The organism is Halovibrio variabilis (genome assembly GCF_007991175.1).
GTDB lineage: Bacteria > Pseudomonadota > Gammaproteobacteria > Pseudomonadales > Halomonadaceae > Vreelandella > Vreelandella variabilis.
In genome coordinates this window covers 138,590-164,389 of sequence record NZ_BJXV01000002.1, presented here as the reverse complement: position 1 = coordinate 164,389, position 25,800 = coordinate 138,590, and the positions used below count along the sequence as shown (strand labels likewise).

Below are 25,800 nucleotides of genomic sequence, written 5' to 3'. Positions count from 1 at the left end.
GCAAGAGCCTGTTACCGCTGAAAGTGACCCCGAGCAGTCAGCATGGAGAGAGTCAATGAAGACCAGATTACTAATAGCGGCGGCTGTCATCGGTCACGTCTCAGTATACCAAGGACCTGATTAGCATGCGGCCGGCCTCTCTCGCCCTCCAGAACCGGCTGCTACCCGGTGTCTCTAGGTCGTTCGCCTTAACCATTCCACAGTTGCCGACGGCCTTGCGCCCGGCAATCACCAATGCCTACCTGTTGTGCCGTATCGCCGACACCGTCGAAGACAGCACCAGCATGGCGCCCACCGACAAAGACGCACACTATCAGCGCCTGCTAGCCGGTTTGGACGATGCTAGCGCCGCTAACGAGTTCTCCGCGGCATTGCTGGGCACCGGCTTGGTGCAAGATCCGCTGGAACAAGAGCTGGTTGCCGAGACACCCGGCATATTGCGCGCATTCGGCGAATTACCCGGCGAAAGGCAATCAGCATTACGCGACTGCATCACCACCATGTGCACCGGCATGGCTGATTTCGAACGCTTAAAAAACCCGCACGGCCTGCCGGATCGAAGCTGCCTGCGGGACTACTGTTATGTGGTGGCTGGCTGCGTCGGCGAGATGTTAACCCGCCTGTTTGCCGATACCCATCCAGACATCTATGCGCAACGCGAGAAGCTCCAGCGTCTATCGACGTCCTTTGGCCAAGGGCTGCAGATGACTAACATCTTGAAAGATGTCTGGGACGACCGTCAGCGCGGTATTTGCTGGCTACCGCGCGACGTCTTTGAGGAACATGGCGTCGATTTAGTCCAGGCAGACGACTGGCAGCACCACCCAGGCTACCAAGAGGGTATACGCTTTCTGGTGGCCGTCGCCCACCATCATTTGCAATGCGCGCGCGATTATACGCTGCTGATTCCAGCCTCCGAGGTTGGCATTCGGCGTTTCTGCAGCTGGTCAATCGGCATGGCGCTTGCCACGCTGCGCAATATAATCGGCAAGCTGGACTATACCGCTGGTGAGCAAGTCAAGATATCGCGCCGACGCCTCCGCATGATCGTCGCCACGTGTAACCTCTCAGCAGGCAGCAATAAACTGTTGCGCGGCGCTTTCAAGCTGGGCTGCCATCAGCTACCCGATGCTCAGGCACACCAAATCGGCCCCCTACTAGCCGCAAGAGGCTATGGATGAACGCCGCCTCGCCGCTCTAATCTGGCAACAGTTTTCTGAACAGCTTGTTAAGCAGTTGCCAGCAATGCCGACTCATAGTCCCTTGGACTCATATAGCCGTTGCTGGCGTGCAGTCATTTCCGGTTATAAAACACTTCGATAAGATGATGGCCTACCAGGGCCTCGTTCGCAGCGGGCACTCAGCCGCTGGGCAGAATCGCCATACAGGAACTACGCTCAAACCAGATTGAACTGATAGTTTCGCTGCGGCCTACCGGTCGCTGACACGCTCAACATCAGGAGTACTTCCATGTCATCTCGTGACGTCGTCATTTGCCAGCCCGTTCGCACCGCCATCGGCACCTATGGCGGGAGCCTCAAGGGCACGCCTGCCACGGAACTCGGCGCCAGAGTCATCCAGGAAACCCTGTCGCGATCCGGCCTCGCCGCCGACAGGGTCCAGTCATTGGTCATGGGACACGTGATCCAGGCTGGCTGCAAGATGAATTCGGCGCGCCAGGCCGGTATCGGCGGCGGACTGCCTGTGGAAGTACCGGCACTGACAATCAACCGTGTCTGCGGCTCCGGTGCTCAGGCCGTGGCCAGCGCCGCCATGGAGATCTGGAGTGGCATGGCAGACTTCGCCATCGCCGGTGGCATGGAAAACATGGACCGTGCCCCCTACGTGCTTCCCCAGGGTCGCTGGGGTGCGCGCATGGGCGATGTAACCATGCACGACAGCATGTTGCTCGACGGCCTGAACGATGCCTTCAGCGGCAAGCACTCCGGCTGGCATACCGAAGATTTGGTGAGCCGCTATGACCTCTCTCGAGAAGATCAGGACGAGTGGGCGTTGCGCTCCCAACAGCGCTTCTCCAAGGCTCAGGAAGCCGGCAAGTTCGACGACGAGATCACTCCGGTAGAGGTCAAGGGGCGCAAGGAAACCGTGGAATTCGTCCGCGACGAGCACAACCGCAGCGATGCCTCGCTTGAATCGCTCAGCAAGATGAAACCCGCTTTCCGCAAGGAGGGCACCATCACCGCGGGCAATGCCCCCGGACTTAACAGCGGCGCGGCGGCGATGGTCGTCGCCGAGCGTGGTTGGGCCGAAAAGCAAGGCCTTGCACCCATGGCGCGTCTGGTATCGTTTGGGGTGGGCGCTGTGGAGCCTGGCTTCTTTGGCATTGGCCCGGTACCAGCGGTCAAACAGGCCCTCCAGCGTGCCGGCTGGGAAGTAGGCGATGTGGAACGGGTCGAGATCAATGAAGCCTTTGCCGCCATTGCCCTTGTCTGCCAGCGCGAGCTGGGCTTTCCCGAGGATATCGTCAATGTCGAGGGCGGTGCCATCGCCCACGGCCACCCCATCGGCGCCAGCGGGGCGGTGCTAACCACCCGCCTACTGCACGCCATGCAGCGCAATGGCGAACGGCGCGGTATCGTGACCCTATGCATCGGCGGCGGCCAGGGTATCGCCCTGGCACTGGAGACTCTGTAACCATGGCATCAGGCGCGGATACACCGCGCCCGACACAGCGCCAACACTGACTCTAATGGTCGTGGGCTGGCTGATCAATCTGCTGAGCCTCTGGCTGTTCAGCAGATTTTTATCATAAAGGCGACACACCATGAAGAAGATCGAGGTCCTGGGTACCGGCTGCAAGAAGTGCGTAACCACCGCCGAGGAGATGCAAGCAGTGGCAAGTGAGATGGGCACCAATCATATCTGACAGTCTGCCTATCACGACCAGCACTTGGCATTTCGCAAGGGCCGCTACCCCATGGCCTATCTTGAGACAGATCTGCGTCGGGAAGAGGTCTTCATGATGTTCGGCTATATAATATACCTCTGCCAGCGCGCTCATGGCCTAAGCGAGTAAATTCATATCGGTATTAACATAGCAGTACGTTTAGCCAGGTTGATAGCACAGCAGGTTGGGAGCATTCGTCACCGTCCAACGGCGGCATCGCTCACGTTGCGGCGGAGAAAACCTTAAATTACTATCCAGCATTAGTTGACCATTACACTCATCCGCCGCAATCTTTTCAACTAAACATAGAATAATTAGCCCCCTCATCGTTCTTTTTCAACCTATCGCAAAAGTTGCATTGCGGTGATTTGCCGCGATAAGCTTAAAAGTGCCAGCACCGACAATGTGATTCATTACGCTGACATCTCTTTTAGTGGAGGTATCTTCCTCCAGCGCTCGATAGTAAAAAGCACTAAATGCCACTAAGCCTTCCCCCCAGGTAATTTCTCTTGTCGGGGCCACAATCGCATTACAGAACGACTTATGAAAGTCAAAAACTGCTTCAACTCCCTTCCCGATATTGCAGCTTGAAAAACAGAGGCACTTCCCTTTGAGCTTAGGCCAAGCCATATCATCGAAATCTTGCCAACTCACAAAGCCATCATCTTCGTCGCCAAAATCATACGATGTAAGCGTGAAACCATCGTCTGAACCGTGCCCACTAAAATGAACATAAGTAACGCTATCCTTAGCGGCATAGTCCAATGCTTTTTGTAGCTGCTTTCGATTGCATACGTTGAAGAGTTTAGCGCGGACGTTTTCTAGCTTTAACACATGCTGCAAAGACTCCCCTTCGCTACGCCCATCAAAAATGTCGCTGGCGCTTCTCGATTCAATGATAACCACTTCCACCATGTTCGTTTCCATACTTTAGCTAGTTATAAGTAGTGATCTAGCATCCACTATCTCGCTTGCCACTTCCAGCTTTATCACGCTAACTTGCTCAGCCTCCCCACTATGCGACACAGAACGACGCACTAGGGCGTTATAATGAAACGAGTGAGCAACTAAGGAGTCGGCCATGCAGTGGGAAAACATCTTAGGTGTGAATGCGGCATCCGCAGCTGATGAGATCAACGATCCGCAGGAGCGCCTTCTGGCGCAATTGATCACAGTACGAACGGTGATGTTTCAGGGCAAGGATTGCGGGTTGGATGACATGGACTGGCAGAGCCTCTTTAGTTGGCTAGGCATTAAAGTGCCCAAAGACATCGAAGGAAGTTACCGATACGGTGATTACTCCCCTGCCCTTAAACGTTGGTGGAAGCGCACCACGGCTGCGCTGGATACAACGACCACGATACACAACACGCTCACCACCCTATGCGATCATATCGCAGTTCTGCTGCAGCTCAGTGTGCTAGAAACTCGCTTGCTAATGCTCACCTGGCTGCGACTGCGTTACCCGCAAATGAACCCGGTGCTTGTGTGTGTGGAAGACACGCGTACAAAAAAACTGCTGGCACAACTGACCGGTCACAGCAGCGATGAGGTCCATCTCTGCTTACAGGATCACGGTCGCCTAATGATGTTGGGGCTACTATCCAACCAACGTAACTTACGCTCTTTAGACCTGGATGACAGCCTAACAGCAGGCCACATGCTGCTCAGCCTAGCACCCCTGGTCAACCAAGATGTTATGACACTCTCCTCCAGCGCACTGCGGGATTTCATCACCGAGCGCCTGATGAGCCTTTGCCCCACCCAGCCCGTGGGGGCATTTTCACTGGCAAGCTTTGACGCTGTTCCACTGCGCCAATTGGCCGTTGATTATTTACGTCAGGCGCTCAATAACCAGCAAGCGGGTGCTAACGTGTTGATCTATGGCGAACCCGGCGTGGGTAAGACTGAGCTGGTTAAAACGTTAGCGTCGCTGTTAGGTGTGCCACTTTACGGCGTACCGGTGGTAGACAATAACGATGAGGCACTCACGCCGAGCAAGCGTTTAGGTCGCTATCAAGTGGTGCAAAAGCTTATTGATCAGCGCCCAGGGCTGATCATGTTCGATGAGATCGAGGATGTCATCAACGACGACGAAGCCCTGCCCAAGGGCTGGATGAACCAACTGCTGGAGAACAATCCAAAGCCTGGCCTTTGGGTAAGCAACAGCGTGCACTGGCTTGATCCCGCTTATCTACGCCGTTTCGACATGATCATCGAGATGAAACCCCAGCACGGCGAGCAGGCCAAAGCCCACTATTGCCAGTTGCTCAACGAGCTACCGGTAACGCCTCAAGGGCGCCAGCAGCTAGCGCTGCAACCCTGGATGACCCCCGCTGCCGCTGATCAGCTATGCCGTTTAGGGCGCCTATTCAACCCACGCACCCCAAAGCGTAATGAGCAACATATCGACACCCTTATGACACACCGCCTGCATGCGTTAGGAAACTCGCTTTCCCGCCATCAGCCCGATAAGACATTCACCAAAGTGCCCACCATGCCTGAGTACCGTATGGAATGGCTGAATACGCGACCAGGGCTTGAGAACATTGTGCAGCGCCTGGCCCGTCGTCAACGTGGCCGCTTGTGCTTGCATGGGCTACCCGGCAGCGGAAAGACCGCGATGGCGCAACACTTAGCCAACATTTTGGGCCGCGAACTGATCACTGCCCATGCCAGCAGCCTGCTGGACAAATACGTGGGCGGCACAGAAGAGAAGTTGGCTGCGCTATTTGCCCAGGCGCGTAAAAAAGGCGCCGTACTGCTGCTGGATGAAGTCGATACCCTGCTTATGCAGCGCGACAACAGTATGCAGAGCTGGGAAATATCTCACACCAATGAGCTTTTGGTACAGATTGAGAATTTTGACGGCATTTTGCTGGCCACCACCAACCGCGTGGATAGCCTGGACCGAGCCGTCATCCGCCGCTTTGATCTCAAGGTGGAGTTTTTGCCACTAGCACCCGAGCCGTTACGTGATTTGCTTCAAGCAGTGCTGCCTGAACGCGACCACGCCCGGTTAGCCACAATTCCAATGGGCCACTTAGCGCAGCGTCGCGTGACACCTGGGAACGTTCGCACAGCACTAGATCAACTGGATTTACGTGGGCTACCCATTCGCCTGAATAAGCTACTGGACGCCCTTGCCCTGGAAGAACGTGAGCAGCACGGTAATCGTCACTCCATCGGCTTTATTTGAGCTAAGGACCGAACAAAAACGTGCAAGAGATACACTACGCATCAAGAGAGGAGAAATCTAAACGAATTAGATTAACCTTAGCGCTACCCTTCACCTGATAACCAGATGCTTAATCTTAATCCACTCCCAGTGCTTTGACCATTTTACACTACCTTACCCTTTGCCATGCTGCAGTCCATTATGTTTAAAGCTTTATTTCCACCGCTGATTCATCCCCACAGTGAATGAAAAAGCACCCTTTGGCGATACGCGAGGATGAAAACTTAAACCAGCCACGGCCAGATTTTTCATCGCCCTCATCGTTGCCCGACCAGGAGAAATCGATACGCTTGCCGTCTCCTGAAAGGCGGTAGTCAAGCTGGCCTTCGACAGCACCGAAGATAAAATAGCCAAGGCCGTTGTCATCGAACCTAAAGTGACCCGGCTCAATCAAATCGACAAAGTCCTGATCCCAGGCTTCCATCCAAGTGATACGCCAAAGGCCGATGGGGGCAATGACTGCGCTACCTTTACTATTGAGGCTAATGCCAACACGGGCCGCCTGACGCGTCATGGTGTTGATAAAGCGGGAGAGGGCTTTGGGGGCGTATTTTTGATGTTGGCGGTGTTCATGTTAGATCCTTGAAAGTGTCTTGCAAAAAGCGCTGCCCTTTAGGGGGTAAGCGGTATTGCTGAAGGCGGCTATTGGGCGTTTCGGGCAGCGTCATTTCGATGAACTCAGCCTGAAGGGCAGGCGTTAGATAATGTTGGCGGAAATGAGCGCGATGCTTGAGATGCAAGAGTTAGCTTAGCCCGCCTGATGATAGCGGGCCATCGCTTAATATTTTCAGCAGCGGGAGCAGTGTTTCTATATTCTCAGATTGGGTCACTAATGTTGGATTTTCTATCGGAACCGGCGCTGCTAGCCGGATACTCAAACGCACGCGATTGGCAATTTTTTCAATATGAGGCTCTGGCAGCCCTTGGGCGTGGGCTTCCGCGAAAGTACGCTTCACACCGCTGCCCCACTGCTCTACCAGCCCTAACTCACGAAACACGCGGGCAATCACTGGGTTGCGAATCATGGAAACGCCGCGCCTCATGTCTTCAACGGTCATGCCGGGCATCAGTAGGCCTGGGCTTTCAATCTCGATGCGGTCGTCAAAAAACGCTATGCGTATGGGGCTGCCGCGCTGGGAGTAGTCGCTGTGTACCAAGACGTTGATAATGGCTTCGCGCAGTATGGTCAGTGGAATGCTCCACACATCGCGGCGGCGCATGGCGCCAAACTCTGCTTGCTTAAAGGCGTGTTTTTTGAGAAATAGCTCAATGACATCAAACGCTTGAGGTAGCGGCGCGTAGATATCTGTCTGATCAAAAATCTCGAACTTATCGGTGCCGCGAAAACGCCCGCACTGAATCCAGGCATCTTCAAAATGCCACTGGCGCTCGCGGCCAAAAAGCAAAATCCCACCAACGCTGGGTACTCAACGGCCTTGATACGGCACCAGTAGTCGTAATGTTCGCAACTTATTGTCATCAAGCGGTTGTTTTCCCCAGAGCCAACGATGGACGCTGAATCAGGCAAGCGGAAGACTTAATACCAAGCTGTCTAAAGAAGCTCAGCACCTTATTCAAGCGTGGTTAACGGAGCAGTCATAGGTATACCTCATTTTTATGCGGCTTACGTTGTCGCACCCCTACCGTAGCTTATGTCACCTCACCCTTCAGGGAAGGCACGCTATGGATATGTTGGTACGTTCATCTTCAGTAACCGCGGATGCACAGCGCGAATTGGCGAAGTGGCAGGCGGATCGCGCCTATTGGGCAGAAACCCTCCCCGTCATGGAGATGCTTAGCGAGTTTTTAACCTTGACCCCTATGCTGCATCAGCAAATAGCGACGGCGAGCACCGATGGTCGGCACCTCTACTTCTGCCCACGGTATAGCGCCACACTCTCCGATGAGTCACGTCGCTTTTTGCATGCCCACCTCATCTGGCATTGCGTGGCTGGCCATTTAACCGCCCCGCTAGTAGCTGGTCAGCATCGTTGGCATTTAGCATGTGACCATGAAGTCAATGCGTTGTTGTTGGCCCTTGGCGTACCGCTGACTTTGAATGCGCTGCTATTCCCCGTTTGCGTTGGCCGCAGCGCTATAGATGTGTATCGCTGGCTTGAAGGACACCCTGACACCTCACTGGAGGTTGCCGCAGACATACACCCTGCCGCACTATGGTGGCATCTTCCCGACGCTGTTCCCGATCAACGCATGACGGCGCGATGGCGACACCGAGCTCATTTGATCGCCCGGGAGCCAGATGCACTGCCCGAGAGGGTCGCTAAGTTTTGTGAGGCACGATAAACTTAATGCTTTTATTCCTATAGCCAGGGTTAGCGTCACTATGTCCGATACCCGCGATACGCTCTTTCGCTACTTGACCTTACTTCAGCTCATTCCCCGCTACCCTGGGCGAATATCGACCCCCGTGTTGAAAGAAAAACTCGCTGAACGCGGCTTTCATATTGATACGCGGTCGTTACAACGCGATCTAAGCCAAAAACTGTCTACGCAATTTCCCATAGGCTGCGACGATAGCCAGAAGCCTTACCGTTGGTATTTCGATCGTGACTTTCAGTGTCATCTGCCCTCACTGGATGTACCAAGTGCGCTAACGCTGGTACTGGCCGAAGAGTATTTAAAAGGATTATTGCCCCCAGTGGTCGTTGGGCAGTTATCACCGCACTTTTCTGATGCGAGGCGGCTGCTTGATGAGATGAGTTCCAACGGCTTGAGCCAATGGGCACGGAAGGTCCGCGCCATTCCTAATGGCAAGGCGCTAATTCCTGCGGCGCTGAATGAAATGACGTGGCAGATCGTCTCGCAAGCCCTGCTGGAGCAGAAACCGGTGGATGTCGTGTACTTGTCGCGCGCAGCCAAAACGGAAAAGCACTTCACCCTTCATCCGCAAGGACTGGTCAGCCGTCACAGTGTGACGTATTTGCTGGCGACAGTGGACGACTATGACGATATTCGTCAGTTCGCCATGCACCGCATCGAAACAGCCACGCTAAGTGAAGCGACCTGGCGACCTTTGCACGGTTTTGACCTGGATAATTACATAGCAGGTGGAGCGTTTGGCTACCTGCAAGGCAAAGCCCCCGTCACACTTTTCGCCCACGTAGCACCACAAGTCGCGTGGCTGCTCAGTGAGACGCCACTATCTGAAAATCAGCGGTTGATACCACTGCCCGACAGCAACTGGCAACAGCTAGAAGCCGAGGTGCCCGATGATCAACAAACGCTGTGGTGGCTGATGGCCATGGGTGCCAATGTCAACGTCCTGGCCCCCGCGGCATGGCGAGAAACGTTGAAGGCGAATGCAGAGCAGGTACTCGCGCATTACCAAAACACACCGGTCGCGCACGAGACCGCTTAACGACATGCCAATGGAAGCTAACCTACTTAAAGGAGATAACGGTGCTCTGTTTTGCTTATGGCTCAAATATGTCTACCCAGCGCTTAGCCGCACGGATTCCAGCGCGCTTTGTGACCACCGCCCTTCTACCCGCGTATCGCCTGGCCTTTCATCAGCAGGGCGGTGACGACTCCGGCAAGTGCGATATTGTACCGGCATCCGATCAGTCGGCTGTCTACGGAGTTATCTGGGAAGTCGCTTCGCACCATAAGCTGACACTGGATCGTTACGAGGGACTCGATGTTGCCTACGATGAAAACTGGCTGACGGTAACGGACCTGGCTGGTGAAGGGCAATTTGAAGTTCAGGCGTATGTTGGCAAAATCACATCCATCGGCATGCGCCCGTATACGTGGTACAAGCATCACGTTTTAGCGGGCGCGCGAGAGCATGGATTACCCGCCGCTTATATCCGCGCAATAGAACGAATCGAAGCTCAAATTGACCCAGACCCTGAACGCCACGCACGCGAAATGGTGCTACATGGGCAGGATGAATCGTTAGTGCGAGGAGCGTAATGGGCAATGACGAACGTTTAATCACATTTTATCGCGGGGAAGGCCACGATCATAAGGGACGTCGACTTGAAGATATCTGGGCACTCCCCTCTTTTTGGCTGGAGCACACCCACGACTATATCCAGTGGTTGTTTCCTATCCCGGAAGCAGGCCGCTTCAACGGCTTTGCGCCGTTACTGACCACCGACGTGCAAGCGGCGTTTGAGAAAGACGCTTTATTACGCCAGCGCCAGCAGCACTCGCTTGGCGTGATGTTAGATTTTTTTGGGCTGAAATGCGAAGACCATACCTTCACAGCACAGCGCGACCTCTTGATCCAGACGCATATTTGGCTGAAAACAGGCGGCCATAACCATCTGCGCATCACACGTATGATCCGTTCGCTATACTTGTGTCATCAGCCAGAGCTTGCCCATGCTTTCCAGCAGGCCGTGATTGATATTGGTACGCAGCACGGCATAGTGTCGGAAACGTCGGTGCAGTTTTGGCGGGACGCAATTTAAAGCAGTCTCAACTGATCGATACCAGCAGCGATCCAGTCGAGAGCCACCTGACTATTAAAGCGCGCTAAACTTTCAAACAAAAACGGCCACTGTAGCAATTAGCTAAGTGGCCGTTTTTACTTATGTTTTGGTCGGAGCGACAGGATTCGAACCTGCGACCTTTGCAACCCCATTGCAACGCGCTACCAAGCTGCGCCACGCTCCGTTGCCTTTATTGGCAGTACAACTTTGCCTCAAGACGGTGCGTATACTAGCGTTTTCTTGGCTAAATAGAAAGCCCTTATAGGGCTTTCTTTTCAAGTGACACGCATCGCTCTGATTCGCGCGGGCATTGACTATTTTTGATCTGCCGCAAGCAGCAGTTCTTCCATCGCAGCGTAAACGCCGGGTGCCGCTATTAATAAATGCTCAGGGTAAAGGTCCACTGGTATCGCTTGCGGTACTTCGTACAAGTGCCCGACCCTGGCGCCCGCTTCGCGGGCAATCACCCAGCCGCCCACAAAGTCCCACGGTGAAACCGTTTCGTAGTAGGCGTCTAAACGGCCGCAGGCAATATCGCAAATATCCAGTGCCGCGGCACCGTTACGACGAATATCCTGGCAGTGATCCAGCACGGCCTCTAATCGCTTGAGCAGCACCTTTCGCGCTTCTTTACGGTAGGGAAACCCCGTTCCCACCAGCGTGTGCGCTAACGAATCCGCGTTGCTTGGCTTGATAGGCTGGCCATTGCAAAAAGCCCCAAGCCCTTCCGCCGCACTAAAGGTTTCCGCTAGGAATGGGGCATGAACCACACCCACTTTGGCGACGCCGTTTTCCATCCAGCCAATGGAAACCGCGACATGGCGTAGCCCTTGGGCGAAATTGACCGTTCCATCGATAGGATCGACGACCCAGAGCCGTGGCGCGTCGACCTGCAAAGCGCTTTCAGGCGCGAGTTCCTCACTCAACCGCGCTTCACCGGGGAAGTGCTCTTCCAAACGCTGACGAATAAGCTCGTCAACGGCTATATCGACATCGGTGACCAGCTCATTATCTTTCTTTAGGTGGTGGGCAAAGCCCTGCTCTTCCCGGGCCTTGGTGATCATCCGCCCCGCTTCTTCAGCGATTGAAATAGCCAGATCAAGACGCGCAGCTAATGTGTGGTCGCTCATTGAATCTCCCTTTTAGAACGATGTATCAATAGATACCTCCACCATAAGCCGACAAGATGTGATTTTCGAGTCACATAGTGTTTGGGTAATGGCGGTTAACGCAAAACGTCGACCAACACATCCACCACAATGCGCGTTGCCGCTTCGATTAGAACAACGTCATCGCCAACACGCTCCCACTCATAACCGGGGTACTGCGGCAGCTGCGATGCAATTGGACCGTCAAAGCGTTTGGCAATGCCTGGCGGCAGCGGTTTGCCACGCTCAAGGTTGCGCTGAATACCCGGCGGTAGCGATTCGGCTCGCGGCGCATCGTACTGGCGAAATAGCTGGCGTAGTTCACGCTCGTTGATACGTGGCAGATCAACCCGCTCATCGCGTGAATTTCCAGGCCAGTGAGATTCATGCGGCTGGCCCTTATCACGGGCACTGTGGGCAGGGGCATGATCAGGCTGGGCGAAGGCAGCGCTATTAAGCAGCAATGCGCCAAGCGCGCTTATGACAATCAGTTTGATAGGATTCACTGTAAGCTCCTCGCTTAAGGTCAGAGCTAACAGTGTACTGGCTTAATAAGCAGGAAGTGTGGAAATGAAAAAGGGCCCGAAGGGCCCTTGAGTAAAATTGATAACTGTTATTCACGACAAGCTGAAGGAAGGAAGGTGTCGTCAATGTCTTCGCTAGAACAACGCCACCCTGCGATTTGCCCACCGTCAGTATCAGAGTCGGCAACTTCTTCAGCGCCATTGTCTTCGATGATAAGTGGCTGGACCACCATCGAAGCACCACTATGAACACCATTATCAAATGCTACGGTGTACCCACCGCTAGCTGCACCATCTAGAGTCACATCATCTATATACTGACCACCAATGTCACCTGCTGTTTCAGTAATGTAAGAAGAATCATCCCCAACATTTTTGTATCCTATAAAGTTGCCGTTCTCAGAAAAATATAAGCCTATATCAGTTCGTAAACCAGCTGTAGCAGTAAAAGCTTCTGTCGCCTGCGCGCGCCCTACATAATTCTGATACTGCGGTACGGCGATGGACGCCAACACCCCGATAATCGCAACGACGATCATCAGCTCAATCAGGGTGAAACCGCCTTGCTTGGTGCTACGAGTGGCCGGTTGTGCAGATTTCTGCATGAGGCATCTCCTGTGGGATTAAGTAAGCCTTTGTAAGAAATATACTTCCTTAAAAAGGATTAAAAAAGTGACTCCACATTAGCTGACGGGCCATTTATTTACAACCAGATACCTTCATGCTATCGGTTTATTTATCTTTACCTTTTTTCGGCTTTTCATGACCAGCAATTTAATGCCTGTAGGTACTCGTTTATGGTACTGGTAGACTGTACAAGCCGATGTCAAACAGGTCTTTTGGATGAGCCAGCCCCCTTATGAGTCAACGTTAAGCCACGCCGCGGCCCGCGGCGGGCTTCGCGGTATTGCCCAGCGCTTGGTCAAGCATGGGTTGTTGACGAACGCCCAGGCCGCGACGGCTGAAACGACGGCGTCGGATCTGGAAATATCGTTACTTCAGCATGTCATTGAAAGTGGTTTGGTCGACACGATGGCGGCCACGGTTGCCGCTGGTTGGGAGTATGGCCTGCCGGTGATTGATTTAGAGGCACTGCGCCTGGCAACGCTACCGCCTGCTTCCGACTACCCTATCAAGGTGCTCCAAAACCTTAATATTCTGCCGTTAGCACGCCACGGCCATCGCCTGACGGTCGCGGTGCCCTACCCGGCTACGTTAACGCAGCTGGATGAGCTGCAGTTCGCCACGGGCCTTAGCGTTGAGGGCATTCTCGCCCCCGTTGATCAAATCTCTGTTGCCCTTAACAGCTACCTTGCTCAAAACGAACGCGGCCTGCTGGATGAGCTAGACAATATCGACGACGCCGTTAGCTCGTTGAATGTTGCCAATCACAGCGATGGCAACGAGGTGCCGCTGGATGAATCCTCGCAGAATAGCGAGGACGCACCCATCGTAAAGTTTGTAAACAAGATTCTTTTAGACGCGATTCGCAAAGGCGCGTCCGATATTCATTTCGAGCCTTATGAAACGCTCTACCGAGTGCGTTTTCGGGTTGACGGCATGCTGATTGAAGTCGCCAGACCGCCCTTTGCGATGCGCAATCGTATTGCGGCGCGCCTGAAAATCATGGCGCGCCTGGATATTTCGGAGCGCCGCTTGCCACAGGATGGCGCCATCAAGCTTAAGCTTTCACGCACCCGCTCGCTGGATTTTCGGGTTAACTCGTTGCCTACGGTATACGGGGAAAAGCTGGTCCTGCGGATATTGGACCCCAGCGCTGCTCAGTTGGGTATTGAGCAATTGGGCTTTACCGATGAGCAGCGCGACCACTACGAGCACGCGTTAAAACAGCCCCAAGGCATGATCCTGGTGACCGGCCCAACGGGTAGCGGTAAAACCGTTTCGCTGTATACCGGGATTAATATTCTCAATAAAGTCGAGCGCAATATTTGCACGGCGGAAGACCCGGTTGAAATCAAAGTAGCTGGCATTAACCAGGTCAACGTGCTGCCTAAAATCGGCCTCGATTTTGCCAGTGCGCTGCGAGCCTTTCTGCGCCAAGACCCCGACGTGGTGATGGTCGGGGAAATCCGCGACCTGGAGACGGCTGAAATTGCCGTCAAGGCGGCCCAGACGGGGCACTTGGTACTCTCCACAGTGCACACTAACTCGGCAGCTGAAACGCTTACCCGGTTGGCGAACATGGGCGTGTCCTCGTTTAACATCGCCAGCGCCGTTAGCTTGATCATAGCGCAGCGACTAGCCCGCAAGCTTTGTAAACACTGCAAAGAACCGGTCGAGATCCCCCATGAAGCACTGCGCAAAGAAGGCTTTAACAACCAAGAAATTGGCCAAGCGGCTATTTACAGACCTGTGGGCTGCAAACACTGTACCCATGGCTATAAAGGTCGCATCGGCATCTATGAGGTCGTGCCCGTCACGGAAGCCATGCGTCAATTAATTATGCGCGACGCGAATGCCCTGGACATTGACCACCAGGCGCGGCGCGAGGGTTATCCAAGCCTGCACCGCAGCGGCTTGCTAAAAGTCATGCAGGGCGTTACCAGCCTTGAAGAGATTAATCGAGTAAGCAAGGAGTAAGGCATGGCTAAAACGGCACGTCGACGCCCAACGCCCGCTATCAAACTATCGCGCTGGAAATGGGTCGGTAAGGGTCCGCAGGATAGAACGCTAAGCGGCGAGATGATTGGGCGAAGTAAAGCCGAAATAGCCGCTGAGCTGACCAAACAAAATATTGTGATTCGGCGTATCAGCAAAAAAGGCGGGTTAGGCGGTCATGGGCGTATCAACGCCAATGACATTATGGTGTTTGCACGCCAGATGGCGACCATGATTCGCGCGGGCATTCCCCTGCTGCAAGCGCTTCAAGTCGTGGCTGAAAGCTTGAAAAAACCCGCCATGGTGGCGTTGGTTCAGCATATGATGAGCGATGTTTCATCGGGCGCCAGTTTTTCAGATGCCTTACGCCGTCATCCCAACCATTTTGATCGCTTGTTTATTAACCTGGTGGATGCTGGTGAACAAGCCGGTGCGCTGGATCAAATGCTTGATCGCGTTGCGACGTACAAAGAAAAGGTTGAATCGCTAAAAGCGCGGGTGAAAAAGGCCCTCTGGTACCCCACCGCCGTGATGACCATTGGTATTGCGGTGACCATGCTGCTGTTGATTAAAGTGGTTCCCGAGTTTGAAAGCATGTTTCAAAGTTTTGGCGCTGAGCTGCCTGCGCTAACACAGATGACGGTTAATCTATCCGAGCTTGCCCAACGCTATTGGCTAGCAGCACTGGGCGCGAGCGTCGCCGCCATCTTCTTGCTTAAAGCCAGCATTAGACGCTCACCGAAAATCGCCTACCGGATGCACGCATTACTGCTGCACTTACCGATCATTGGCGATATTTTACATAAATCCGCTATCGCCCGGTTTTCGCGCACCTTAGCCACCACCTTTGCCGCCGGTGTGCCACTCGTTGAAGGGCTCGATACCGCTGCTGGCGCCACGGGTAATAAGGTTTACGAGCGCGCGGTGGTGCAAACACGCCAGGATGTCGCGACCGGGCAGCAGCTGCACTTTGCAATGCGCATGACCAACCGCTTTCCTGCCCTGGCCATTCAAATGGTCAGTATCGGTGAAGAGGCGGGGTCGCTGGACGCCATGCTAAACCGCGTTGCCGACTATTATGAAGAAGAAGTCGAGAACAAGGTCGATGCACTAACGTCGCTGATGGAGCCAGTGATTATTGTCGTGCTGGGTGTTCTGGTGGGTGGCGTTGTTGTTTCCATGTATTTGCCGATCTTCGATTTAGGCTCAGCCCTTTAAATAAACTCTGCTTATGAACGTTAAGGAGCTTCATGCCTCTCCCTTCACTTTTCGTGTGGTTGATCGTTTTCCTGGCCGGGCTATGTCTGGGCAGCTTTCTCAATGTGGTGATTACCCGCCTGCCCGTGATGCTGATGCGCCACTGGCGCAGTGAGGCCCGCGCAGCGCTTGAGTTGAGTGCAGAACCCTCGCCGCGGTTTAATTTGGCCACTCCCGGCTCCATGTGCCCACGCTGTGAAGCGCCCATCGCCTGGCACGACAATCTGCCACTGTTAGGTTGGCTAAAACGGCGCGGGCGCTGTGCAACGTGTCAGACCGCTATTAGCATTCAATACCCATTGGTCGAGTTAGTCAGTGGTTTGCTTGCCTTGGTGGTATTGGCACTCCACGGCGCCACGGCAGAATCAGCGTTTCTTTACGGCGCCTGTCTTATGCTATTAGCGCTCGCCGTTATCGATTTTCGCACCCAACTGCTACCCGACATCATCACCCTACCGCTGCTTTGGGCAGGCTTACTGTTCCAGCTCCTCTTCCAGCCGTTTATGCTGTCTGACGCGGTCATAGGCGCGATGGCCGGTTACTTAACGCTGTGGAGTTTTTATTGGCTATTTAAACTCGTTACCGGCAAAGAGGGCATGGGCTTTGGTGATTTCAAGCTGCTCGCTGCGCTGGGGGCCTGGCTGGGATGGAGCTTTTTACCGCTCATTTTAGTGATTTCCGCAGGGCTTGGGGCCATTGTTGGCCTCTGTGCGCAAGCCTTTTTACCCCGTTTGCGGGGCGCGCCACTGCCCTTCGGCCCTTTTCTGGCCCTCGCAGGCTGGGTGGCGTTACTTGTCGGCGATGAGCTGATGGCGCTGTATATCAACCTAATGATTTACACTTAAGCTATTCGAACATTCGCTATTTGAGGTAGACGATGATTATCGGCTTAACCGGTGGCATTGGGTCAGGTAAATCGACCGTTACGCGGGCCTTTGAGACACTCGGCGCTGCCTGGGTCGACGCCGACGACGTTGCTAGAGAAATTGTCGCTCCAGGGGAGCCAGCCCTGCTAGCCATCAAACAGCGCTTTGGCGACCCAGTGATTCATCAGGATGGCACCCTTAATCGCGCCGCGTTACGTGACATCGTGTTTAAAGACCCAGCCCAACGACAGTGGCTGGAATCCATTACACACCCAAAGGTTAGGGAACGTTTACAGCAACATTTAAAGCGACTTAACGCCGAAGGCGCGCCCTATGTACTGTTGGTATCACCGTTATTATTTGAATCGGGACAGGATGCGCTTGTTGACCGCAGCGTCGTTGTTGATGTTCCTCAACAACTACAGTTATCCAGAACGCGGCAGCGGGATGGGGTGAGTGAAAGCCAAGTGCATGCTATTCTCGCCGCCCAACTGCCTCGCGAGCAACGGCTAGCCAAGGCGGATGACGTCATCAATAACAGCGGTGACCACGTCAGTATGATGGACCAGGTGGCGCGGCTGGACGCACGCTTCCGCCGACTGACTAGCGACTAAAATACCGCGCCCGTTAACCCAATTGGAGTTTTTATGACTCGCCCTGCCAACGACGCCCCACTTGAAGTTAATTGCCCACAGTGCGCTAAGCGCGTGCCATGGCTGCCCGAAAGCACTTACCGGCCATTCTGCAGCAAGCGCTGTCAGCTGCTCGACTTAGGCGCCTGGGCCGAAGAATCGCACCGCATATCGGGGGAATCCGCAATGGATGAAGCCGATATAGAGACGCTGCTGGCGCAAGCGGATAAGGATGCACCGCTCTCTTGATGAGATTGATAACTGACTATGTCTGCGACTGATTCTGATGCATCTCCCCCCTCGGCCTACCACTTGGTGCTTCAATTAGATCAACAGTTTGACGATCTACTCGACACTATTGAGGTCGCTGTATCGCTATACGAACAGCAGTGTCCTCCTACCTGGGTGTTTCACCAAACGGCACCCAGCCGCCACTGGCTGCGCGAAGCACTGTTTGATATGTGGCATCAGCAAGACCAAGATGGGCGTGAAACGCGTAATTATATTGCGATCGTAGCGGCTGATGACGAACTGCTTAACGCGATAGACGCTGTTAATCGATCTAAAACACGCTTTAGTGAGCTGTTGAAGCATATAAAACAGACGTACCCGCAAGCATTTAATGATGCTAAACATCGCCTCGCTCAGCGCCACCCTCATGTTGACGCAGTATTACGCCGCAGTGGACTCGCCAGGCTACATCTTAAACAGAGTTGGCGTCAGCTACCTATCGCTGAAGCGCCCGTCTCACGCGTTCGCTTTGCCTGGTATAGCAGCGGGCGTTCGATTAAGCGGCTGACAGTGCAAGAAGCAGAACATAAGCTTTTACAGCTTGATACCGATGCGGCGCATGTGCGTATTCAACTACGCAAGCTAGCCAGTCTACCGAGTGGGGAAATACTGGCTCAGGTTCAAACCCAAGCGCCGCTTATGCGAGCCAATTTATTTTATACCGAACCGCTCGCCGATGGGCATACACGAAGAGCTCTAAATGCGGCCATGCCGATCTTTGTGCCTGCTAACCATCAACGCCTGCCGCACATTAACTTGCCAGCCTTACACCCGCCCACCACTCGCACGCGTGCTAGACGCCGCGATGAAAAACTAGAGGACGAAGTGTTTCTGGCTAGTTTACGCATTTACCGTTACCGATAATGCGTTACCAAGCGCTAAGAAAAGACGTTATGGGCGCTCGCTGCCGGGCACCACATCCTGCTGCCATAGCCCATAGGTAAGCAATGTGTCAGCCAGCTCGGCAATGTCGTCATGTCCCAGGCCATATTCGCTCAACAAGGCGTCAAAACGCTGTTTGAAAGCACGCGCCTGCTCTTGTTGCTGCTGATGTTGCTGAGCGTCTTCATCGTCTTTTTCTAACGCTGCAAGCGATCTTACCGGCGGCCCTGTGGGTATATCAAAATCACTGTCAGGGTCGTCCAACTGGCGCAGAGCTTGCGAAAAAGCGTCATCTAATTCACGAAATTTACGCAGTTTATCGCGCTCATCTAACTGCTTTTCAACCTTTTGATATTTCATTGACGTTTCATTTACACCTTGCTTGAAATGGTCGATATGACTGCCAACGTAGCGTTTTAAACAACAACTGTGCACAAAGGCGTAAAACTACCGAGCAAACTTACTCTCGTCACCCGCCTACCAACATAAAGACACCCGCACTATGCACCTTAAGGGGATAAGGACGTTTACCATGCAGTCAGCGATAAAGCTTTACCTTGATGCTCGGCATCAATAATTCTCAAAATAGCTCAAACAGAGCGTTAGCTCTCATGGGTACGCTGATCATTCTTTCCCATCAGCCAGGCTATCAACACGTACAAGCACCAGAAGAGCGCTTTTACAGGCGAGAAAAATACGGCCTGTATCATTCACGGGAGGCCAGACAATGTTTAATGCGATGACACGAACTGATATCTGGCTGCAGAATACACCGACCAGCCTTGAATATCTGGCTAATCACCTAGGATACTCTGCTTCTCAAGTCCGGTGTCAATACCGTCAAAGATTCTATATTTCCCCAAGCGCCTAGCGCGCGCCGCTTTATTGCTGGCGCTTTCCCTTCCAATATAGCGCAAATCGCACAGCGCAGCGGCTACCAAACACACTCTTCTTTTTTACGTGCCTTTCAGCGCCCTTATCGGTTGACACGCGCCTGTACGAGGCGCATAAGCACGTCAGTGGGCCTATGGGAGCTCTTACAGCCATAACAGGCAGCTAGCCTGTCTCAGGCGCGTTTACGCCTTGCCTCGCTGTACTGCCTGACTTGCTAGCTGATAAGGTCGGTGCGCTTAATGGTGAAAACCACTCGCTTAACCGTACCGAGGCGTGTCGATCTTTCCGCTCATTACTACGCAAAGACGTGCTTTCAAGCGTTAGCCTATCTATCCAAGGCGTTAGCGCACACTATTACTTTTAGGCTCCACAGACGGGATGATGACTACCTTAGCGGCCATGCCCTCCAGGCTTTGCGGAAAGACAATCATTTGAAACTGAGGATTCCGCTATTGCGGTAGCGATAATACGTTGGCGCCTGAGCGAGCTTTTGGCAGTACAAAACCGGCATTTCTTGATAGAAATGCCGGCCATTAAACGACTTAGTCTTCCATGCGTACCAGCCAAGACTCAACGGCTTCATCACCGTACTGGTCTTTCCAGCTACGCAGGCCTTTATGATTCCCGCCACGCGTTTCAATCACTTCACCCGTATGGGGGTTTTTGTAAATTTTCAGGCGGCGCTTGCGACGAGCATTGCCACTTGCAGTGACTTTGGTGCTGCGCTGATCAGCAGCGGGATCCAACAAAGCAATGACGTCGCTCGGGCGCTTGTCGAACTCAGTCATCAGTGCTTCAAGCTTAGCTTTGAACTCTAGCTCGCTTTTAAGACGTTGATCGCCTTCCAAACGCTGAAGATCTTCCTGAAGCTGCTTTAGCTGCTGCTCTTTTTGGATATATTCGTTAAGTAATGACATCGGGGTTCCTTTAACATCGATTCTAACAGAACGGGGTATACTGTTACGGGTACCCACTAGACAACCTTGGCACCCGCTAGTTCAGAATGCTGGGCTATTATTACTGCAAAAAGGCTAACTGACAATAGTCTAGTTGGTTTTCACTCGATTACTAATCGTTTTTTAAACTCAATCACTGTTTTAATAGCCTAACTCATAAAAGCCAATAGCCAATAGCCAATAGCCAATAGCCAATATTGGCTATTATCACTTTTTAACGATTCAAAAAAAAAGCGCCGCCCATAAGGGCGGCGCTTTTACAAACCAGTCACTAATGCACGATTAGTCTTGGCCCATCTGCTGCTTAATTAGCTCGCCGATAGTTGTCGGACCACCGCCTGCCTCTTCTGGCTCTTGCTCACGCATCTTCTTCAGATTCTGACGCGTATCGTCCTGGTCTTTCGCTTTAATCGACAGATTAATCTGACGGCTCTTGCGATCAACGCTGACAATACGTGCTTCGACACTGTCACCTTCGTTTAGCACATTACGCGCGTCTTCAACGCGATCAGCGCTAATCTCAGACGCCTTCAGTACCGCAATAACGTCAGTCGCCAATTCAACCTGAGCTTCTTTAGCGTCGACTTCAACGATACGGCCGGTAACGATGCTGCCCTTGTCATTAACTGACAGGTATTCAGCAACGGGGTCGGAGTCCATCTGCTTGATGCCCAGCGAAATACGCTCACGCTCTGGATCAATCGACAGAATAACCGCTTCGGCTTCATCGCCTTTCTTGAAGTTGCGTACCGCTTCTTCGCCGGTATCCGTCCAAGAGATATCGGACAGGTGAACCAAACCGTCGATACCGCCTTCAAGGCCGATAAAGATACCGAAGTCAGTAATTGACTTGATGGTACCTGAAACACGGTCGCCCTTGTTGTACTCACTGTTGAAGGTTTCCCACGGGTTAGCAGTGCACTGCTTGATACCCAGCGAGATACGACGACGTTCTTCGTCGATATCCAACACCATGACGTCAACATCATCGCCCACTTGAACGACTTTAGACGGATGGATGTTTTTGTTGGTCCAGTCCATTTCAGAAACGTGAACCAGGCCTTCGACACCCTCTTCCAGCTCGGCAAAGCAACCGTAGTCAGTCAGATTAGTAACGACTGCGTGCACTTTCGTGCCTTCCGGGTAACGCTGCTTGATGTTGACCCACGGATCTTCACCCAGCTGCTTCAGACCCAATGAAACGCGATTACGCTCACGGTCAAACTTCAACACCTTGACGTTGATCTCGTCGCCGACAGCAACGATTTCAGACGGATGCTTAATACGCTTCCACGCCATGTCGGTAATGTGCAGCAGGCCGTCGACGCCGCCCAGATCGACGAAAGCGCCGTAGTCTGTCAGGTTCTTAACGATACCCTTGATCTGCTGACCTTCTTGCAGAGTGGCCAGCAGCGCTTCGCGCTCGGCACTGTTCTCTGCTTCCAGAACCGCACGACGTGATACTACGACGTTGTTACGCTTCGGATCGAGCTTGATGACTTTAAAGTCCAGCTCTTTATTTTCCAGGTGCGCAGTGTCACGAACTGGACGAACGTCAACCAACGAGCCGGGCAAGAAAGCACGGATAGAGTCAACTTCGACCGTGAAGCCGCCTTTAACCTTACCGTTGATAACACCCTTGATGGCTTCGTCTTTCTCAAAGGCTGCTTCCAGAATCTTCCAAGCTTCAGCGCGCTTGGCTTTTTCACGAGACAGGCGAGTCTCACCGAAACCATCTTCCACGGCTTCAAGGGCAACATGCACGTCATCGCCGATGGCAATGTTTAGATTGCCATTTTCATCGCGGAATTGTGACGCCGGGATCTGACCTTCAGATTTCAGACCAGCGTTGACAGTAACCCAGTCACCGTCAATGTCGACAACCTGAGCGGCGACAATCGCGCCTGGCTCCATATTGATGTCGTTAAGAGACTGTTCAAACAGATCAGCAAAGCTTTCGCTCATGGTGTTCCTACGTAATTACGTTGTTGAGGCATAAATGCCTTCTCCGTACCACCAGCAAGTACGGGCCTAATGTCACTCAGCCTTCGGAGGTGTTAACGCTGGTTAGACCTGACCGGGCTCACCGATGTGAGTTTAGTGCCCTGCCACGTCGTGACACCTATCCAAAAGCGCCGCAAGGGAAAATCACACGCCGCTTACCAGCCCCCTTTGGGCGAGTAGTTCGGTCAATCGATCTACCACTTCCGGTATGCTCAGACGCGTGGTATCAAGCGTAATGGCATCATCTGCCGGCTTGAGAGGTGCCACGCTGCGCTGCGTATCGCGTGCATCGCGTGCCTGAATCTCCTTTAAAAGACTCGAAAGACTAGCATCCACCCCGGCTTCCTGCAACTGTAGATAACGCCGACGCGCTCGTTCATCGGCGCTCGCGGTTAAAAAAATCTTTAGCGTAGCGTCAGGAAACACCACTGTTCCCATATCACGACCGTCGGCCACTAACCCCGGTGCCTGGCAAAAATCGCGTTGGCGCTGTAGCAGCGCTTGGCGCACCGCGGGTAGCGCGGCCACTTGCGAAGCGCGCTCGCCAGCCTGTTCGGTGCGGATCAGGGAGCCGACATCTTCACCTTCAAGGAGGGTGCGCGGCTGACCATCGACAATCGGAAATGCGACATCTAGTCGCTGCGCTAAATGTGAAAGCCCCGACTCATTGTCCAAAGCGATCTGGTGCTTAACCGCTGCCTGAGCCGTTAACCGGTAGAGCGCACCGCTGTCCAACAAATGCCAACCTAACCGCTCTGCCACTAAACCGCTGATAGTGCCTTTACCGGCGCCGCCGGGGCCATCAATGGTTACCACAGGAACCGTGGGGAGAGGCGCGTGATTACTCATGGGCGCCCTCTACGCTGACGTCCATGCCAATGCGCGTGGCCAATTCAACGAAATCCGGAAAAGAGGTCGCTACATTGGCACAGTCGTCAATCACAATGTCTTCATTGGCGCGTAGCGCGGCAATCGCAAATGCCATCGCAATACGGTGATCACCCAGGCTATCGATACGGCCACCGCCGTAGCTCGCCTTTTGCGCATTTCCGTTACCGGTAATATCGATGCCGTCTGCCACGACGGTGTGCGGCACACCTAAAACGGCTAAGCCATCGGCCATGGCCTGAATGCGATCAGACTCTTTGACGCGCAGCTCTTCAGCACCGCGCAGGCGGGTCACGCCTTCGGCGTTGGCGGCGGCGATAAACAGCGCAGGGAACTCATCGATTGCCAGCGGCACCTGATCAACGGGGATATCAATACCTTTGAGCGGCGCGTAGCGAATACGGATATCGGCGACCGGCTCGCCGCCGACTTCGCGCTGGTTATCTAGCGCCAAATCAGCCCCCATCAGGGTCAAAATATTAATCACGCCAATCCGGGTTGGGTTAATGCCCACGTGCTCAAGGGTGATATCGGCGCCGGGTGTAATGGCCGCCGCGACCAGGAAAAACGTTGCCGATGAGATATCCGAAGGTACATCGATCGGCCCAGCCGTTAGCTGACCGCCGCCCTGCAGCCAGCAGGTATCGCCTTCACGCGACACCGCATAGCCAAAGCCATTGAGCATGCGCTCGGTGTGGTCACGGGTCGGCGCGGGTTCACGCACACGCGTTTCGCCTTCGGCATACAGCCCCGCCAAGAGCAGACAGGATTTAACCTGGGCACTGGCCATGGGCATATCGTAATAGATGCCTTTAAGAGGGACACCACCGCGAATTCTTAACGGCGGGCGTCCGCCCTCAGCGGTATCGATGGTCGCGCCCATCAACCTCAGCGGGTCCGCCACGCGAGCCATGGGGCGCTTGGTCAGCGACTCATCGCCGGTTAGCTCACTATCGAACGCCTGACCGGCGAGCAGCCCCGAGAACAGCCGCATAGCGGTACCCGAGTTACCCACGTAGATGGGACCCGCGGGGGCTTTTAAGCCGTGCAGGCCGACGCCATGAATCGTCACGCGGCCCTGGTGCGGCCCCTCAATCGCCACGCCCATTTCACGAAACGCCTGCAGGGTCGCCAGGCTATCTTCGCCTTCCAGAAAGCCTTTTACCTCGGTGACGCCTTCGGCCAGTGCGCCCAGCATAATAGAACGGTGCGACATGGATTTATCGCCTGGAACGCGCAAACGCCCCAGGGCCTGACCGCCCGGCTGCACACGGTAGCTGACCTTACCTTGTGGTTGCATATGGTATTCCGCCTGATAACTGGTTTTGTTCAATAAAGAGTCGAAATAGTGCCGGGCATGGCTGGCCCGATCAAAGGTGGCAATCAGCGCATCGCTGTCACCGGTTTCTACCGCATGACGCAATCGAGACAGCCCCGCTTCAAAATCATCCAGCGAGGCCAAAACCGCCTGTTTATTGGCAATAAAAATATCCCGCCACATGACCGGGTCGCTACCCGCAATACGGGTAAAATCGCGAAAGCCACCCGCCGCGTAGCGAAAAATATCCAGCCGCTGATCCTGACGAGCCAGCGTATCCACCAGTGAAAAAGCCAGCAAATGGGGCAAGTGACTGGTGCGCGCCAGCACCTGATCATGGCGCTCCACGTCCATTTCCAGCACCTCGGCACCGCAGGCTTCCCATAGGCAGCGCACGCGCTGCAAAGCGCCTAAGTCTACGTTGGGCTCCGGGGTTAGGATCACCTTGTGATCCACATAAAGACGTGGATTCGCCGCCGCCACACCGCTTTTCTCTGAACCGGCAATGGGGTGCCCTAACACCATATTAGTGGGCACTTGGCCAAATACCCGCTGGGCGCAGGCGCGGATAGTCGCCTTGGTACTGCCAACGTCGGTGATCACCATATCGGGCGATGCACGCTGCATCGCTCCGGCCAAAGTGTTCATCACACTCTCCATGGCGAGCACCGGCACCGCCAGCACTACCATGGTGGCATCATTCACTTGCTCATCAAGTTGGGCGCCGCCTGAATCGATCAGCCCCATCTCAATACCGCGTGCGATCTCCTGCTCATCAGGATCGCAAGCGACAATGTTTCCCTTAAAACCTGCCACGCGCAGCGCTGCCGCCAGCGAGCCACCAATCAACCCCAGGCCAACAATCAATAGGCGCGATTCATGACAAGCTGATGTTTTTACGCTGCTTTCGACCAT

26 protein-coding genes and 1 tRNA gene are annotated in these 25,800 nt (G+C 53.9%); 14 read left to right on the top strand and 13 right to left on the bottom strand.

Annotation, left to right across the window (positions count from 1 at the left end):
- Positions 1-125 precede the first annotated feature (125 nt).
- From HVA01_RS02700 to HVA01_RS17815, 3 genes are all read left to right on the top strand, one after another.
- Entirely contained in the window at positions 126-1,181 is a 1,056-nt protein-coding gene (locus HVA01_RS02700) for a phytoene/squalene synthase family protein (protein WP_146872992.1), read from the top strand.
- A gap of 289 nt (positions 1,182-1,470) precedes the next feature.
- Entirely contained in the window at positions 1,471-2,655 is a 1,185-nt protein-coding gene (locus tag HVA01_RS02695) for a thiolase family protein (protein WP_146872991.1), read from the top strand.
- A gap of 130 nt (positions 2,656-2,785) precedes the next feature.
- Positions 2,786-2,887 (top strand): thioredoxin family protein, encoded by a 102-nt coding sequence (locus HVA01_RS17815; protein ID WP_371860121.1) that lies wholly within the window; start codon positions 2,786-2,788, stop codon positions 2,885-2,887.
- A gap of 357 nt (positions 2,888-3,244) precedes the next feature.
- Here the strand turns inward: HVA01_RS17815 and HVA01_RS02685 are convergent, their stop codons facing one another.
- Positions 3,245-3,823, bottom strand: coding sequence for a CHAT domain-containing protein (locus HVA01_RS02685; protein WP_218031527.1), 579 nt, complete (start codon positions 3,821-3,823; stop codon positions 3,245-3,247).
- Positions 3,824-3,989: 166 nt separating this feature from the next.
- Here HVA01_RS02685 and HVA01_RS02680 point away from each other — a divergent pair, with 166 nt between their 5' ends.
- Positions 3,990-6,107, top strand: coding sequence for an AAA family ATPase (locus tag HVA01_RS02680; RefSeq protein ID WP_146872990.1), 2,118 nt, complete (start codon positions 3,990-3,992; stop codon positions 6,105-6,107).
- Positions 6,108-6,291: 184 nt separating this feature from the next.
- Here the strand turns inward: HVA01_RS02680 and HVA01_RS02675 are convergent, their stop codons facing one another.
- Genes HVA01_RS02675 through HVA01_RS02670 form a run of 3 tightly spaced genes read right to left on the bottom strand, consistent with a single transcriptional unit; the run spans position 6,292 to position 7,552 of the window.
- A complete protein-coding gene (locus HVA01_RS02675; RefSeq protein WP_246129411.1) occupies positions 6,292-6,660 on the bottom strand; it encodes a hypothetical protein in 369 nt (122 codons plus the stop codon).
- Positions 6,661-6,715: 55 nt separating this feature from the next.
- Positions 6,716-6,886 carry a Fic family protein gene (locus tag HVA01_RS17810; RefSeq protein WP_371860120.1) on the bottom strand — a complete coding sequence of 57 codons (171 nt, stop codon included), beginning with the start codon at positions 6,884-6,886 and terminating at the stop codon, positions 6,716-6,718.
- Between the two features lie 3 nt (positions 6,887-6,889).
- Entirely contained in the window at positions 6,890-7,552 is a 663-nt protein-coding gene (locus HVA01_RS02670; RefSeq protein WP_246129409.1) for an ATP-binding protein, read from the bottom strand.
- A 277-nt stretch (positions 7,553-7,829) separates the two neighbouring features.
- On the opposite strand from HVA01_RS02670, the gene HVA01_RS02665 reads away from it, so the two are divergent.
- From HVA01_RS02665 to HVA01_RS02650, 4 genes are read left to right on the top strand one after another with little or no spacing between them, the layout of a single operon-like run.
- Positions 7,830-8,450, top strand: coding sequence for a DUF2201 family putative metallopeptidase (locus HVA01_RS02665; RefSeq protein WP_146872989.1), 621 nt, complete (start codon positions 7,830-7,832; stop codon positions 8,448-8,450).
- A gap of 40 nt (positions 8,451-8,490) precedes the next feature.
- Positions 8,491-9,525, top strand: coding sequence for a helix-turn-helix transcriptional regulator (locus HVA01_RS02660; protein ID WP_146872988.1), 1,035 nt, complete (start codon positions 8,491-8,493; stop codon positions 9,523-9,525).
- 41 nt (positions 9,526-9,566) lie between these two features.
- A complete protein-coding gene (locus HVA01_RS02655; RefSeq protein ID WP_146872987.1) occupies positions 9,567-10,082 on the top strand; it encodes a gamma-glutamylcyclotransferase family protein in 516 nt (171 codons plus the stop codon).
- Positions 10,082-10,585 carry an opioid growth factor receptor-related protein gene (locus HVA01_RS02650; RefSeq protein ID WP_146872986.1) on the top strand — a complete coding sequence of 168 codons (504 nt, stop codon included), beginning with the start codon at positions 10,082-10,084 and terminating at the stop codon, positions 10,583-10,585. Before HVA01_RS02655 ends, HVA01_RS02650 begins: the two co-directional genes overlap by 1 nt.
- A gap of 128 nt (positions 10,586-10,713) precedes the next feature.
- On the opposite strand, the gene HVA01_RS02645 is transcribed toward HVA01_RS02650, so the two are convergent.
- The 4 genes from HVA01_RS02645 to HVA01_RS17745 form a co-directional block, all read right to left on the bottom strand.
- Positions 10,714-10,790: transfer RNA gene (locus HVA01_RS02645), tRNA-Pro, on the bottom strand.
- A gap of 130 nt (positions 10,791-10,920) precedes the next feature.
- On the bottom strand, positions 10,921-11,736 hold the full coding sequence (locus HVA01_RS02640) for an inositol monophosphatase family protein (RefSeq protein WP_146872985.1): 816 nt from the start codon (positions 11,734-11,736) through the stop codon (positions 10,921-10,923).
- Positions 11,737-11,831: 95 nt separating this feature from the next.
- Positions 11,832-12,260 carry an anti-virulence regulator CigR family protein gene (locus HVA01_RS02635; protein ID WP_146872984.1) on the bottom strand — a complete coding sequence of 143 codons (429 nt, stop codon included), beginning with the start codon at positions 12,258-12,260 and terminating at the stop codon, positions 11,832-11,834.
- Positions 12,261-12,367: 107 nt separating this feature from the next.
- Complete coding sequence (locus tag HVA01_RS17745; RefSeq protein ID WP_146872983.1) at positions 12,368-12,883, bottom strand: pilin; 516 nt, start codon at positions 12,881-12,883, stop codon at positions 12,368-12,370.
- Between the two features lie 238 nt (positions 12,884-13,121).
- Between HVA01_RS17745 and pilB the strand changes: the two genes are divergently transcribed.
- The 6 genes from pilB to HVA01_RS02600 are packed head-to-tail and all read left to right on the top strand — an operon-like array spanning position 13,122 to position 18,807.
- Positions 13,122-14,879, top strand: a complete 1,758-nt coding sequence (pilB, locus tag HVA01_RS02625) for a type IV-A pilus assembly ATPase PilB (protein ID WP_146872982.1) — start codon at positions 13,122-13,124, stop codon at positions 14,877-14,879.
- Positions 14,880-14,882: 3 nt separating this feature from the next.
- Positions 14,883-16,115, top strand: a complete 1,233-nt coding sequence (locus tag HVA01_RS02620; protein WP_146872981.1) for a type II secretion system F family protein — start codon at positions 14,883-14,885, stop codon at positions 16,113-16,115.
- A gap of 32 nt (positions 16,116-16,147) precedes the next feature.
- Positions 16,148-16,999, top strand: coding sequence for a prepilin peptidase (locus tag HVA01_RS02615; protein WP_146872980.1), 852 nt, complete (start codon positions 16,148-16,150; stop codon positions 16,997-16,999).
- 32 nt (positions 17,000-17,031) lie between these two features.
- Positions 17,032-17,634, top strand: coding sequence for a dephospho-CoA kinase (gene coaE, locus HVA01_RS02610; RefSeq protein WP_146872979.1), 603 nt, complete (start codon positions 17,032-17,034; stop codon positions 17,632-17,634).
- Positions 17,635-17,667: 33 nt separating this feature from the next.
- A complete protein-coding gene (gene yacG / locus HVA01_RS02605; protein ID WP_146872978.1) occupies positions 17,668-17,901 on the top strand; it encodes a DNA gyrase inhibitor YacG in 234 nt (77 codons plus the stop codon).
- Positions 17,902-17,919: 18 nt separating this feature from the next.
- A complete protein-coding gene (locus tag HVA01_RS02600) occupies positions 17,920-18,807 on the top strand; it encodes a DNA replication terminus site-binding protein (RefSeq protein ID WP_146872977.1) in 888 nt (295 codons plus the stop codon).
- A 27-nt stretch (positions 18,808-18,834) separates the two neighbouring features.
- Here the strand turns inward: HVA01_RS02600 and HVA01_RS02595 are convergent, their stop codons facing one another.
- From HVA01_RS02595 to HVA01_RS02575, 5 genes are all read right to left on the bottom strand, one after another.
- On the bottom strand, positions 18,835-19,185 hold the full coding sequence (locus HVA01_RS02595) for a hypothetical protein (protein ID WP_146872976.1): 351 nt from the start codon (positions 19,183-19,185) through the stop codon (positions 18,835-18,837).
- 1,076 nt (positions 19,186-20,261) lie between these two features.
- On the bottom strand, positions 20,262-20,636 hold the full coding sequence (locus tag HVA01_RS02590; protein ID WP_146872975.1) for a histone-like nucleoid-structuring protein, MvaT/MvaU family: 375 nt from the start codon (positions 20,634-20,636) through the stop codon (positions 20,262-20,264).
- Between the two features lie 321 nt (positions 20,637-20,957).
- Positions 20,958-22,640 (bottom strand): 30S ribosomal protein S1, encoded by a 1,683-nt coding sequence (gene rpsA, locus HVA01_RS02585; RefSeq protein WP_146872974.1) that lies wholly within the window; start codon positions 22,638-22,640, stop codon positions 20,958-20,960.
- 183 nt (positions 22,641-22,823) lie between these two features.
- On the bottom strand, positions 22,824-23,528 hold the full coding sequence (cmk, locus tag HVA01_RS02580) for a (d)CMP kinase (RefSeq protein WP_146872973.1): 705 nt from the start codon (positions 23,526-23,528) through the stop codon (positions 22,824-22,826).
- Positions 23,521-25,800: a bifunctional prephenate dehydrogenase/3-phosphoshikimate 1-carboxyvinyltransferase gene (locus tag HVA01_RS02575; RefSeq protein ID WP_146873206.1), complete on the bottom strand. Its 2,280-nt coding sequence runs from the start codon at positions 25,798-25,800 to the stop codon at positions 23,521-23,523. Before HVA01_RS02575 ends, cmk begins: the two co-directional genes overlap by 8 nt.

What these genes read in the sequence shown, in the direction of transcription:
- HVA01_RS02700 (WP_146872992.1), top strand. Translation starts at nt 126, where the DNA reads ATGCGGCCGGCCTCTCTCGCCCTCCAGAACCGGCTGCTACCCGGTGTC.
- HVA01_RS02695 (WP_146872991.1), top strand. Translation starts at nt 1,471, where the DNA reads ATGTCATCTCGTGACGTCGTCATTTGCCAGCCCGTTCGCACCGCCATC.
- HVA01_RS17815 (WP_371860121.1), top strand. Translation starts at nt 2,786, where the DNA reads ATGAAGAAGATCGAGGTCCTGGGTACCGGCTGCAAGAAGTGCGTAACC.
- HVA01_RS02685 (WP_218031527.1), bottom strand. Translation starts at nt 3,823, where the DNA reads ATGGTGGAAGTGGTTATCATTGAATCGAGAAGCGCCAGCGACATTTTT.
- HVA01_RS02680 (WP_146872990.1), top strand. Translation starts at nt 3,990, where the DNA reads ATGCAGTGGGAAAACATCTTAGGTGTGAATGCGGCATCCGCAGCTGAT.
- HVA01_RS02675 (WP_246129411.1), bottom strand. Translation starts at nt 6,660, where the DNA reads ATGACGCGTCAGGCGGCCCGTGTTGGCATTAGCCTCAATAGTAAAGGT.
- HVA01_RS02665 (WP_146872989.1), top strand. Translation starts at nt 7,830, where the DNA reads ATGGATATGTTGGTACGTTCATCTTCAGTAACCGCGGATGCACAGCGC.
- HVA01_RS02660 (WP_146872988.1), top strand. Translation starts at nt 8,491, where the DNA reads ATGTCCGATACCCGCGATACGCTCTTTCGCTACTTGACCTTACTTCAG.
- HVA01_RS02650 (WP_146872986.1), top strand. Translation starts at nt 10,082, where the DNA reads ATGGGCAATGACGAACGTTTAATCACATTTTATCGCGGGGAAGGCCAC.
- HVA01_RS02640 (WP_146872985.1), bottom strand. Translation starts at nt 11,736, where the DNA reads ATGAGCGACCACACATTAGCTGCGCGTCTTGATCTGGCTATTTCAATC.
- HVA01_RS17745 (WP_146872983.1), bottom strand. Translation starts at nt 12,883, where the DNA reads ATGCAGAAATCTGCACAACCGGCCACTCGTAGCACCAAGCAAGGCGGT.
- pilB (WP_146872982.1), top strand. Translation starts at nt 13,122, where the DNA reads ATGAGCCAGCCCCCTTATGAGTCAACGTTAAGCCACGCCGCGGCCCGC.
- HVA01_RS02620 (WP_146872981.1), top strand. Translation starts at nt 14,883, where the DNA reads ATGGCTAAAACGGCACGTCGACGCCCAACGCCCGCTATCAAACTATCG.
- HVA01_RS02615 (WP_146872980.1), top strand. Translation starts at nt 16,148, where the DNA reads ATGCCTCTCCCTTCACTTTTCGTGTGGTTGATCGTTTTCCTGGCCGGG.
- coaE (WP_146872979.1), top strand. Translation starts at nt 17,032, where the DNA reads ATGATTATCGGCTTAACCGGTGGCATTGGGTCAGGTAAATCGACCGTT.
- yacG (WP_146872978.1), top strand. Translation starts at nt 17,668, where the DNA reads ATGACTCGCCCTGCCAACGACGCCCCACTTGAAGTTAATTGCCCACAG.
- HVA01_RS02600 (WP_146872977.1), top strand. Translation starts at nt 17,920, where the DNA reads ATGTCTGCGACTGATTCTGATGCATCTCCCCCCTCGGCCTACCACTTG.
- HVA01_RS02595 (WP_146872976.1), bottom strand. Translation starts at nt 19,185, where the DNA reads ATGAAATATCAAAAGGTTGAAAAGCAGTTAGATGAGCGCGATAAACTG.
- HVA01_RS02590 (WP_146872975.1), bottom strand. Translation starts at nt 20,636, where the DNA reads ATGTCATTACTTAACGAATATATCCAAAAAGAGCAGCAGCTAAAGCAG.
- rpsA (WP_146872974.1), bottom strand. Translation starts at nt 22,640, where the DNA reads ATGAGCGAAAGCTTTGCTGATCTGTTTGAACAGTCTCTTAACGACATC.
- cmk (WP_146872973.1), bottom strand. Translation starts at nt 23,528, where the DNA reads ATGAGTAATCACGCGCCTCTCCCCACGGTTCCTGTGGTAACCATTGAT.
- HVA01_RS02575 (WP_146873206.1), bottom strand. Translation starts at nt 25,800, where the DNA reads ATGGTCGAAAGCAGCGTAAAAACATCAGCTTGTCATGAATCGCGCCTA.